The 11,411-nt window shown below is 75.9% G+C and carries 5 protein-coding genes; 2 read left to right on the top strand and 3 right to left on the bottom strand.

Annotated elements, in window-relative coordinates:
• Positions 1–33 precede the first annotated feature (33 nt).
• Together ACFVHO_RS12585 and ACFVHO_RS12590 are read left to right on the top strand one after the other, a co-directional pair.
• Positions 34–2,340: an FtsX-like permease family protein gene (locus tag ACFVHO_RS12585; RefSeq protein ID WP_385712836.1), complete on the top strand. Its 2,307-nt coding sequence runs from the start codon at positions 34–36 to the stop codon at positions 2,338–2,340.
• A 329-nt stretch (positions 2,341–2,669) separates the two neighbouring features.
• A complete protein-coding gene (locus ACFVHO_RS12590; RefSeq protein WP_385712838.1) occupies positions 2,670–4,373 on the top strand; it encodes a bifunctional 3'-5' exonuclease/DNA polymerase in 1,704 nt (567 codons plus the stop codon).
• 95 nt (positions 4,374–4,468) lie between these two features.
• Here ACFVHO_RS12590 and ACFVHO_RS12595 read toward each other — a convergent pair whose 3' ends face one another.
• The 3 genes from ACFVHO_RS12595 to ACFVHO_RS12605 form a co-directional block, all read right to left on the bottom strand.
• Positions 4,469–7,762 carry a BTAD domain-containing putative transcriptional regulator gene (locus ACFVHO_RS12595; RefSeq protein ID WP_385712840.1) on the bottom strand — a complete coding sequence of 1,098 codons (3,294 nt, stop codon included), beginning with the start codon at positions 7,760–7,762 and terminating at the stop codon, positions 4,469–4,471.
• 447 nt (positions 7,763–8,209) lie between these two features.
• Positions 8,210–10,522 (bottom strand): sensor histidine kinase, encoded by a 2,313-nt coding sequence (locus tag ACFVHO_RS12600; RefSeq protein WP_385712842.1) that lies wholly within the window; start codon positions 10,520–10,522, stop codon positions 8,210–8,212.
• Positions 10,512–11,348, bottom strand: a complete 837-nt coding sequence (locus tag ACFVHO_RS12605) for a response regulator transcription factor (protein ID WP_385712844.1) — start codon at positions 11,346–11,348, stop codon at positions 10,512–10,514. Before ACFVHO_RS12605 ends, ACFVHO_RS12600 begins: the two co-directional genes overlap by 11 nt.
• Positions 11,349–11,411 lie beyond the last annotated feature (63 nt).

Here is an 11,411-nt window from a genome sequence, read left to right on the forward strand (position 1 = left end):
GAGCGCGCGGCCCCGGGGCGGTTGGCTCAAGGCATGGTTCTTGCGTCACTACGGGCCCGGTGGGCCGGATTCCTGGGTGCCTTCGTCGCCGTCGCCCTCGGGGTGGCCCTGATCGCCGCGACGGGGGTGGGACTCGCGGCGAGCGTGCGCGCGCCGGAGCGGGCACCGGTGCGGTTCGCCGACTCGCCGGTGGTGGTGGCGGGCCGGGACACGCTGACGGTGCCGGTGCGGCGCGGGCCCGAGGTCCGGCACGCGACTCAGCGGCTCGCTCATCCACACCCTGTGGACAACGAACTCCTGCGCGAACTTCGCCGCCTCGGCCCGCTCGACCCCGGCCGACCCCACCCCGGTCAGACCCGTACAGACCGTACGGCACCGGACGCCGTCGGCCTCGACGCGCCCGCCGCCCGGGTGCGCGCCGTCGTCGCCGCGTCCGGCACCGGCGCCCGCGTCCTGACCGGCGCCGACCGCCGCCAGGTCGACCCGGACACCGAACGGGACGCGCGGGCGCTGGTCGCCGTGAACGCGTTCCTGGGCACGGCGGGCGGGGTCGCCGCGTTCGTGTCGGTGTTCGTGACCGCGTCGACGTTCGCGTTCGTGGTGGCGCTGCGGCGGCGCGAGTTCGGGCTGCTCCGGGCAGCCGGGGCGAGCCGGGGGCAGGTGCGCGGGTGGCTGCTCGCCGAGGCTCTCGCGGTGGGCGCGGCGGCGTCGGCGGCCGGGTGCGCGGGCGGGGCGTGGGCGGCGCCGGGGCTCGCGCGGGCGCTGGTGGACGCGGAGGTGGCGCCGCCGTGGTTCACCGTCGACGGCGGTCCCACCGGGTTCGCCTGGACCTGGTGGCCGTACCAACTCGCCTTCTGGACCGGCCTGCTCGTGGCCCTCGCCGGATCGTGGAGCGCGGCGCGCCGGGCCGGCCGGGTCAGCCCCGTGGAGGCGCTGCGCGAGGCGTCCCTCGACACCGGCGTGATGCCGCTCGGCCGCCGCGTCGTGGGCGCCGTGCTGCTCGCGGGCGGGGTGGGGCTGCTCGCGTGGACGCTGTGGACGGAGCCGTCGGACCTGCTCAAGCGCAAGACGTACACGACGCAGCCGATGATCCTGTCGACCGGGGTGGCGGCGCTGGCGCCCCTGCTCGTACGCCACGTGGTCGCCGTGTTCCGCCGCCCGGCGTTCCTGGCCCGGCGGCCCTCGCGGCCGAAGCGGCGCCCGTGGCCGAAGCGGCACCGCTCCCGGCCGAACCGGCGCCCCTCCCCCCTCCGACGTCACCCCGCAGCGGCCCTCACCCTCGCCCGCCTCGCCCGCGCCAACGCCGCCGGTTCCGTCCGCCGCACCGCCGCCATCGCCGCTCCCGTCCTCGTCACCGTCGCCACGGCGGGCTGCCTGCTCGGCTCCGCCGCGACGGTGGGCGCCGCGAAGGCGACCGAGGCGAGGGACCGTACCGCCGCCCAACTGATCGTCACCGGCGACGACTTGAGGCAGCCGGCGCGGATCCCCCGGGCGACGGTGGCGGCGTCGGCGAGCACCGCCGTCTTCGTACGCGAGGACGGCGACACCGCCTTCCTCCGCGCCGAGGCGCGCGCCGTGACCGACCCGGCTGCGTTCGCGGCGACGCACCGGCTGCCCGTCGTCGCCGGTGACGTACGCCGCCTCGACGACCGTTCGATCGTCGTCAACGAGGAGTGGCAGCGCCACCGCGTCGGCGAGCACGTCGACGTGTGGCTCGGCGACGGCCGTCGGGCGCGGCTGCGGATCGTGGCGGTCCTCGCGCGCGGCACAGGCGACAACGGGGCGTACGTGACCGCCCGCAACGCCCCCGCCGCCCCGCTCGACCGCATCGACGTCCGCCTGCGGGACGGCGCCGAACCCACGGCCGTCGCGGCGGCCCTGCGCACGACCGGCGGGCAGGTGCGCACGGCCGGGGAGTGGCTGGCCGCCGAGTACCCCGGCATGAAGCACCAGACGCGCCTCGGCCTGCGCATGCTGCTCGCGCTCTGCCTCGCCTACACGGCGATCTCACTGGCGAGCACCCAGCTGATGACGGCACCCGTACGCGCCCCCGAACTCCGCTCGCTGCGCCTCCTCGGCGCCGGGCCCGGCCAGATACGGCTCGTGGTGGCCGCCGAGGCGGCACTCGCGGTGACGGTGGGCGCGGTGCTCGGCCTCGCCGTGACGCTGGTCGGCCTCGGCGGCCTGAGCGCGGGACTCGCGCGGCTCTCGGCACCGGCGGGGGTGGTGGTGCCGTGGGACGTGATGGGGGTGTGCGTGGGAGTTCTGGCGGTGGTGGCGGTGGGGGCGGGGGTGATGGGGGTGATGGGGGTTATGGGGCGCAGGAGGCAGACGGCCTGAGGGGCTTGCCGTGGCCGGTCCACGAGTCCCTGCCTCGTACAGGCACGGTGGTGCTGCCGCCGACAGTGCGTCGCGTCCCACAGAAACGGGTGGGCGGGTGGGACGGGGCCGCCGCGCAGCGGCGGGCCTGGGGAAGGCGTCGGGGGCAAGCCGCAGGCGACAGGGGCGGCGGGCCTGGGCAAGGCGCGGCGGCGCGCCCGGGCGGCGGGCTTCCAGGCGGGGCGGGACGCCCGGGGCGCAGCGGTCCGGGGTGGCCGGAGTGCGGTGGTGTGGGGCGGCCGGGTCGTGGTGTGGGGGCGTTGTCAGTGGTGGGTGGCATCGTCGGGGGTATGGGCAGTGGTCGGTGGGTGGTGGCTGAGGGGGGCGGGGGTGTGAGCCTTGCCGTGGGCGTGGGTGAGGACGGGGAGCCCGTCGGGGGCGTCGAGCGGCACGGCAGTGTCGCGGAGGCCGTGCTCGCCCACCCCGACGTGGAGCGGTGGGTGTGGCAGTCCACGGCCACCAGCTATCCGCGCGTCCTCGCGGCGGGCGCCCGCGTCGAGCGCTGCTACGACGTGGAAGCCGCCGAGCTGCTCCTCCTCGGCCACGAGGGCCGCCTCGGCGAGCCCCGTTCGGCCGCCGCCGCCTGGGCCCGCCTGCACCGAAGACCCGTACCGCCCGATCCCCCGCCCCGCGCCGCGGAACCGGGCTCCCAGGACTCCCTCTTCGAGCCGACCCCGGCAGCGCCCCTCCCCCTTGAGGCCCTCCTCGAGGTGTACGCCGACCAGCTCCGGCGGCACGACGCCACCGCCCACCCGGGCCGCATGCGCCTCCTGACGGCCGCCGAGTCCGCGGGCATGCTCGTCGCCGCCGAGATGAACGCCGCCGGGCTGCCCTGGCGCGCCGACGTGCACAAGGACGTCCTGCGCGAGCTCCTCGGCGAGCGCTACGGCGGCAGCGGCGAACCCCGCAGGCTCGCCGAGCTCGCGGACGAGGTGTCCGCGGCGTTCGGCCACCGCGTGCGCCCCGACCTGCCCGCCGAGGTCGTGAAGGCGTTCGCCCGCGCCGGCATCCGGATCAAGTCGACGCGCAAGTGGGAGCTGGAGGAGATCGACCACCCCGCGGTCAAGCCCCTCCTCCAGTACAAGACGCTGTACCGGATCTGGACGGCCCACGGCTGGTCCTGGCTCCAGGACTGGGTCCACGACGGCCGCTTCCGCCCCGAGTACACCCCGGGCGGCACCGTCTCCGGCCGCTGGACCACGAACGGCGGCGGCGCCCTGCAGATCCCGAAGGTCATCCGGCGTGCCGTGGTCGCCGACCCCGGCTGGCGCCTGGTCGTCGCCGACGCCGACCAGATGGAGCCCCGCGTCCTCGCCGCGATCTCCCGCGACCGCGGCCTGATGGACGTCGCGGGCAGCGAGGAGGACCTCTACACCCGCCTCTCCGACCGCGCGTTCTCCGGCGACCGCGAGCACGCCAAGCTGGCGCTGCTCGGCGCGGTGTACGGCCAGACGTCCGGCGACGGCCTCAAGAACCTCGCGGCCCTGCGCCGCCGCTTCCCGCTGGCCGTCGCGTACGTCGACGACGCCGCGAAGGCCGGCGAGGAGGGCCGCCTCGTCCGGACCTGGCTCGGCCGCACCAGCCCCCCGGCCGCCGGAGCGGCCGACGACGACGGCGGCGAGGCGGGCATCCCCCAGGAGCCGGACACCCCCCAACGGGCCTCCCAGGACAACGAGTTCACCCCCGGTTACGCCTCCACCGACGCCCGCGCCCGCGGCCGCTTCACCCGCAACTTCGTCGTCCAGGGCAGCGCCGCCGACTGGGCCCTCCTCATGCTCGCCGCCCTGCGCAGGGCCACCGCCGGGATGCGCGCCGAGCTGGTCTTCTTCCAGCACGACGAGGTGATCGTGCACTGCCCCGAGGAGGAGGCCGAGACCGTCGCCGCGGCGGTGCGCGACGCGGGGGACCTGGCGGGGCGGATCGCGTTCGGGGAGACGCCGGTGCGGTTCCCGTTCACGGTGGCCGTGGTGGAGTGCTACGCCGACGCCAAGTAGCCCGACCGGCACGCGAGAGACCGGGCTGCGCCCGACGTGGTCGGCGGAGGCGCTCCCCGACCTGGACGAGGACGTGCGTCAGCCGATCCGCAGGGTCACGCCAGCCGTTCCTTGAGCTCCGCGACCACCTTGGCGTTGACGCCGTCCAGGGATTCGAGGGCCGCGAGGGCCGCCTCCCACTGCGCGTACGCCTCCCGCGTGCGCCCCTCGGCGCGCAGCAGCAGCCCGTACTGGTGCCGGGCGAGCCCGGCCATGTGCGTGTCGCCGCGGTGCTCGGCGCGGTCCAGGAGCAGCGCGCACTCGCGTGCCGCGTCGCCCGCGCGGGCGAGTTCGCGCAGGGCGCGGACCAGGCCGAGCCGGGACTGGGACTCGCCGTGCCAGTCCTGGTACTCGCCGTGCAGCCGCAGCGCCTCCTCGAAGTGGCCGCGGGCGGCGGCGGGTTCGCCGAGGGTGAGGCGGGCGTAGCCGATGTTGCAGTGGGCAGACTGGCGCACGACGAGGTGGCCGATGCGTTCGCCGATGGCGAGGCTGCGCTCGTGGTGGGTGATGGCGGCGCGGGCGTCGGTGTGCTCGTAGAGATTGCCGAGATGGCTGTACGTGATGGCCTCGCTGAGCGGGTCGTCGAGCCCCCGGGCCAGGTCGAGGGCCTGGCGCAGGGCGGCGGCGGACTCGGCGTGCCGGCCGAGGCCTTCGAGGAGGAGGCCCCGGTGGTTCAGGGCACGGCGGACGGCGGAGGTGTCGCCGAGGGCCCGCCACAGGTCGAGCGCCTCGTCGTTGAGCGCGAGCGCCTCACCCGCGCGGCCCGCCATGAACCGGTGCCCCGCGAGGTCGGACAGCGCCTGCGCACTGGCCCCCGGCTCACCGTGCCGCCGGGCGGCGGCCACGGCGAGCGCACACAGCCGCTCCAACTCGGTGAGCCTGCCCCGCCGTTGCAGATACGGAAAGAGGTACCGGACGAGCCGGGGCACAAGTCCGGTGCCGTCGTCGACGTGCCGCTCGGCGAGCGTGACGACGTTCCCCAACTCCTGATCGGCCCAGGCGAAGGCCTGGTCGGGGGTGGGGAAGGTGAGGGTGTGGGGAGTTGCTTCGGCGCGGGCGCAGTCGTCGGGGTGGCCGGGGCTCGCGGCACGGCCGTGGCTTTCGGCGCCGTCCGGGGTCTCGGCTTCGGGGGCCGCCTCGGCGTGGTCGAGGGTGCGGGCGTCGGACCCGGGCGGGGTGGGGTGGGGTCGCTCGGGGGCTCCCAGACGGTCCCTCTTGTCCTGGCCGTCCGGCATGATCGCCAGGAGGGCGTTCCTGGCGCTGGCCGCGTACCAGTCGAGGGCCGTGCGGTCGGCGGACTCCGGGGCCGGGGACGCGTGTTCGCGGGCGAAGTCGCGGACCAGGTCGTGGGGTGCGTAGCGGCCGTACGCGGTCTCGTCGAGCAGGGCCACGTCGACCAGGCGGTCCAGGGCCGACTGGGCGCGGCGGCGGGGCAGGTCGAGCAGCCGGGCGAGCAGCGGGGCGCCGTACTCCGGCAGGTCGAGGGCACCGACGGCGCACAGGGCGCGGGCCGCGTCGCGGTCGCTCTCGCGCTCGGACGTACGCAGTGAGTCGAGGGCGACGTCCAGGGAACGCCGTACGCTCAAGTCGTCGTGCTCCAGGTGGTGCAGCCGGTCCCCGCAGTCGGCGAGCAGGCCCGCGAGCGCGTCGGGCGTGAGCGCGCTGCGGGCGGCGAGGCGGGCCGCCACGATGCGCAGGGCCAGCGGCAGGCGGCCCGCGAGCGCCACCAACGGATGGGTGGCGTCAAGGCCCTGCCTGCCGGAGGCCGCCCGGAGCAGCGCGGCGCTGTCCGCGTCGGACAGCGGCCGCAGCGGGAAACGGGACGCGCCGTCGAGCGCCGTGAGCTGCGAACGGCTCGTCACGATGACGGCGCAGCCGGGCCCGCCGGGCAGCAGCGGCCGCACCTGCGCCGCGCTCGCGGCGTCGTCCAGGACAAGCAGTGTCCGGGTCGGCGCCAGCAGGGAACGCAGCAACGCGGCCGCCGCGTCGGGGTCTTCGGGCGCGTGCCGCGCCTCGGTGCCGAGGTCCCGCAGGAGCGCGGCGAGCGCCTGGCCGGGGGCGAGCGGGGCCATGCCCGGGGTGGCGCCGTGCAGGTTGAGGTAGAGCTGGCCGTCGGGGAAGGCCGCGCGCAGCTCGTGCGCGGTGTGGACGGCCAGAGCGCTCTTGCCCACGCCCGCCATTCCGGCGAGTACGGCCACCCGGGGGCGGCCCTCGCGCCCGTCGAGTGCGCTGTGCGGCTCGTGCTCCTCACGTCCTGCCGTGAGCAGTTCCCGAAGCCGCCGGGCCTGGGCGGTGCGGCCGGTGAAGTGGGGTGGTTTGGGCGGGAGTTGGGCGGGGCGGGGCAGGCGGGTGGGTGCGGAGGCGGTCTGGCGGCCACCGGCCAGGAGGGCTCGGGGTGGGCGGCCTGGGGGTTGTTTCGGGGGTTGCTTCGCAGGTTGTGCCGGGGATTGCTTCGGGGGTTGTTTCGAGGGTTGCGTCTTCGTCGGGGGGCGTGGGGGCGACTGAGGCGGTTCGGGGTCCTGTCGGGGTGGTTCGGGTTTCTGGGGGTGCGGGTCCTCCTCCGGGGTGGACCCGACCGCGTCCCCCCGGAGGATCTCCCCGTGCGCCTCCCGCACCGCCTCCCCCGGTTCCACGCCCAGCTCGTCGACCAGGCGGCGGCGGAGCGCGCGGTGGACGGCGAGGGCCTCCGCCTGGCGGCCGGTGCGGTGCAACAGGAGCATCAGCTGGCGGTGGAAGGTCTCGCGGAGCGGGTGCTCGGCGACGAGGGAGGCCAGTTCCGGGGTGCGGTAGGCGAGTTCGGCGAGACGGCGGCCGGGCGCGGTGGCGGCGGCTTCGAGGAGCGCGTCGTACCGGCACTCCAGGAGCAGCAGGCGGGACTCTTCCAGACGTTGTACGAGGGCGTGGCCCGCGGAGGCCGTCGGCAGGCCGGACAGCGGCGTGCCGCGCCACAGCGCGAGGGCCGCGCCGGCGGCGTCCTCGACGGCGGCCCAGTCGCGGTCGGCGTGCGCGGCGCGGGCCTGGGCGAAGCGGCGTTCGAAGAGGCGTACGTCGAGTTCGCCGTCGTCGACGCGGAGGCGGTAGCCGGGCGGTACCGCCCGCAGCCGGTCGGGGTCGTCCAGGAGGCGGCGCAGGCGGGTCACGTGGTTCTGCAGGGAGGCGTGCGCGGACGCGGGCGGTCCTTCGGCCCACAGCGCCTCCTTCAGCGCGTCGGCTGAGACCACGCGGTCGGGTTCGAGGAGCAGCGCGGTGAGCAGGGCGCGGGCCTTGGGGCTGCGTACGGGGTGCGGTTCGCCTTCGGCGTCGTACACGGCGGGTACGCCGAGGAGCCCGAACCGCAGCTCGTTCGCCATGCTCGCCCAACTCCCCGTTACCGCCGGTCCGGGCATCCGTCCGGTCCGGCCGGTCGCCCCTTCCGAACGGCCGTTGGGCACATGTTAGCGATCTGTTGGCGGGGCCTGATGGGATCACTACATCGGACCTGGCCCCGCCGGTGCGTGCGCTAAGCGCGTGGCTCGGGGGAGTGTCGCCGCCGCGGCCGGGTCCGCCCAAGCTGGCCTCTGGCCTTGAGCGGGTGTCCCGTTGCTGTGGGACGGGGGCGCCGTCGGTCGGCCTGCGGCCTCGTCCTCAAGCGCCGGACGGGCTGGGATTGGCTGGTCGTCCCCTTCGGGTGAGACAGCCTCCGCCGGATCGCGCTCCGCGCTCGTCCTCAAACGCCGGACGGGCTGGAAATCTGCCGGACCGGCTGGATATCTGCCGGGCGGCTGGGGTGGTGTCGCCCGAGCGAGGCAAACGCACATTCACGTCACCGGCAGTCTCACCGTGAACACGGAGCCCTTGCCGCGTTCGCTCTCCGCCTCCACCGTCCCCCCGTGCGCCTGCACGAGGTTGCGGACGATGGCGAGGCCGAGGCCGCTGCCGCCGGTCGCCCGGGTGCGGGACTTGTCGGCTCGCCAGAAGCGGTCGAAGACGTGGGGGAGGTCGCCGGGGGCGATGCCGGTGCCGGTGTCGGAGACCTCGATCAGGACGCCCGCGTCCGCGCCCTCGCCCGCGTTCCGGCAGAGCACCGTCACCTCTCCGCCCGCCGGTGTGTGGCGGATCGCGTTGGAGACGAGGTTGCCGATGGCCTGGCGGAGGCGGAGGGGGTCGGCGGTGAGCCAGGGGTCGCCGGTGGCGCGGGCGGTGAGGCGGACGCCGGCCGCGTCGGCGCGGGCCTGGTGGGCGGCCACGACCTGGTCGGCGAGTTCCACGGCGCGGACGGGCTCGCGGTGCAGGCGGAGGGTGCCCGCGTCGGCGGCGGCGAGGTCCTGGAGGTCGTTGACGATGTGCTGGAGGAGCAGGGCCTCCTCCAGGAGCGAGGTGACGAGTTCCGGGTCGGTCGCGACGACGCCGTCCTCCGCGGCCTCCAGCCAGCCGCGGATGTTGGACAGCGGTGTCCGCAGCTCGTGCGCGACGTCGCTGACCATCGCCTTGCGCTGTTCTTCGAGGGCCTTGCGGTGCGCGGCCATGTCGTTGAACGCGGCGGCGAGCTGGCTGATCTCCCCGGCCGAGCGGGCGGGCACGGGCTCGGTGGCCTCGCCGGTCTTCATGCGCTGCGTCGCCGTGGTGAGGGCGCGCAGCGGCCGCGTGAGACGGGTCGCGGCGAACGCCGTGGCGGCCACGGTGACGGCGAGGATCGCGGCGGCGAGCCCGACCAGGCGGGTGGTGTTGGCGCCGGACAGCTGGAAGCCGCTGTCGGAGGGGCGGGAGCCGTCCGGGCTGGTGATGAACAGGAGCGCGGGCGACGACACGTACGGCCCGAGCTGTTCGCGGCGTGCGCTGTCGACGCAGTTGGCGGCGAGCGCCTCCTCGGCCTGCTCGGCCTCACTGAGCGCGGACAGCCCGGACTTGGCCTTGCGCGCGGCGTCCGCGGCGCGGCGCTCGGCCTCCGCGGGCGCGTCCGTGGGCGGGGGCGGCGCGCCGCCGGGGGTGGACGGCGTCGGCTCGGGGGCGACCTGCGGGATGCTCGCCGGGTAGAGGCGCGGTACGCCGCCGCGGCCGATGGTCAGGCCGAACTTCACCGGCTCGGAACCCTTGCGGCGCATACAGGCCCATGCGAGCTTGTTGACCTTGCCGAGTGCCTTGCGTTCGGTCGCGGTGATGTTGATCAGGTCCAGGGGGCCGCAGCTGTAGTCCGCGGCGCGGCTGTCGGCGTCCTCGGGCCGCTGGACGTACGGGCGCCCGCTCGGGCCGACGACGAGCTTGGCGTCGATGCCCTGGTCCCGCAGGCAGGCCACGTTCTTCTCGACGATCCCCCGCAGCATGCGGCGCTCACCGGCGGGCAGCCGGAAGGGGCCGACGGCACGCGGGTCGATGCGGTCGACGGCGCCGGTGCCGGTCCCGGTGCCGATGCCCGTGCCGGTGCCGAGCCCGCCACCGGTCCCGCCCCCGGCTCCGTCGCCACCGCCGATGTCGCCGCCGACGTCGCCATCGCCGCCGACATCGCCCTCGGCCTCCGGCACCCGCGGCCCCTGCTTCGGCGCCTCGCCGGGGACGGGCGCGGGGTCGGGGTCGGGCGTGGCGGCGGCGCCGCCCGAACCCGACACCTCCTCCTTCCGCCCCGCCGCCAGCGTCGAGTCGACGGCGAGCGGGTCCACGACGGCGGAGGCGCGCGCCGGGAGCCGCGCCCCGCGTTCGCCGCCGGGCCCGGCGGAGTCGGCGATGACCTTGCGGTTCTCGGTGGTGAGCGCGATGCGGCGGCCGGTGTCGGCGGCGAGCTCGCGGACCGTGCGGTCGGCGTCGCGCCAGTTGGGTCGGGTCGCCGCGAGGCCGAGGAGCTTGTCGTAGATGCGGGCGTCGTCGGCGAGCACCTGCCCCTGCTCCTGCCGGATCGCGCCGGAGGTGGTCTGCGCGGCGAGCCAGGCGGTGGCGGCGATCGACATGACGGAGACGAGGACGGAGACGGCGAGCAGCCGGGTCAGCAGGCTCTTGCGTACGGGGACGCGGGTGCGGGCGGTGCCGGTGGTGCCGGGGCCTGGGTCGGTGCCGGTCCGGGTCCCGGAGTCGGTGCCGGATCCTGTGCCGGAGTCCGTACCGGAGCCGGAGCCGGAGCCAGTGCTTCGCTTACGCCTCATGACGGGCCGCCGCCCCGTTGTGCCTCTCGGCGGCAGACCCCGTGTGCCCCTCGCCCATCGCCCCACCGGCGGCCGCCCCGTAGTGCGCCACGAGTTTGTACCCGACGCCGAACACCGTCACCAGCCGCTGCGGCGACCGCGGGTTCGCCTCGATCTTCTTGCGCAGGTTCAGTACGTGGACGTCGACGGTCCGCGCGGATATGTACCCCGACGAGCCGTGGATCCGGTCCAGGAGCTGCGGCCGCGTGAACACCCGCTCCGGTTCGGCGGCCATCGCGGCGAGCAGCTCGAACTCGCCGGGCGTGCACTCGACCCGGCGCTCGTCCACGGTCACCTCGTGCCGCCGCTCGTCCACGACGAGGCCCCCGGCCCGCAGCACCCGGGCGTCCGGGTCGGGCGGCGGCAGATGCGCGGTGCCCCCGGCGCGCCGCAGCAGGGTGCGGACGCGGGCCATCAGCTCGCGGGGGCTGTAGGGCTTGGTGAGGTAGTCGTCGGCGCCCAGGTCGAGGCCGAGCAGCAGGTCGTCCTCGGTGGAGCGGGCGGTGAGCATCAGGATGGGCAGCGTGCTGGCGCCGGGGGCCGCGCCGGGCCCCGGGTGCTCCCCGGGCCGGGGCCCCGCGCGCAGCACGCGGGTCACGCCGAGCCCGTCGACCTCCGGCATCATCACGTCGAGGATGAGCAGGTCGGGCGCGTGCCGCCGGACCTGTTCGAGCGCGGCCCGGCCGTCGTGGACGACGCCGACCGTGTGACCCTCGCGCTCCAGATAGCGGCGGATGAGGTCGGCCTGTTTCTCGTCGTCCTCCGCGACCAGGACAAAAGCGCACATGCGCCCGAGCATAAGTGGACCTCCGCGGTCCACGACCGTCCCGGGAACGCCCTGACAGGAATC

Origin of the sequence: Streptomyces sp. NPDC127108, assembly GCF_042677545.1 — a bacterium.
In the GTDB taxonomy this organism is placed as follows: Bacteria; Actinomycetota; Actinomycetes; order Streptomycetales; family Streptomycetaceae; genus Streptomyces.

Excerpts from the sequence above, each read along its gene's own strand:
- ACFVHO_RS12585 (WP_385712836.1), top strand. The coding sequence starts at position 34 with ATGGTTCTTGCGTCACTACGGGCCCGGTGGGCCGGATTCCTGGGTGCC.
- ACFVHO_RS12590 (WP_385712838.1), top strand. The coding sequence starts at position 2,670 with ATGGGCAGTGGTCGGTGGGTGGTGGCTGAGGGGGGCGGGGGTGTGAGC.
- ACFVHO_RS12595 (WP_385712840.1), bottom strand. The coding sequence starts at position 7,762 with ATGGCGAACGAGCTGCGGTTCGGGCTCCTCGGCGTACCCGCCGTGTAC.
- ACFVHO_RS12600 (WP_385712842.1), bottom strand. The coding sequence starts at position 10,522 with ATGAGGCGTAAGCGAAGCACTGGCTCCGGCTCCGGCTCCGGTACGGAC.
- ACFVHO_RS12605 (WP_385712844.1), bottom strand. The coding sequence starts at position 11,348 with ATGTGCGCTTTTGTCCTGGTCGCGGAGGACGACGAGAAACAGGCCGAC.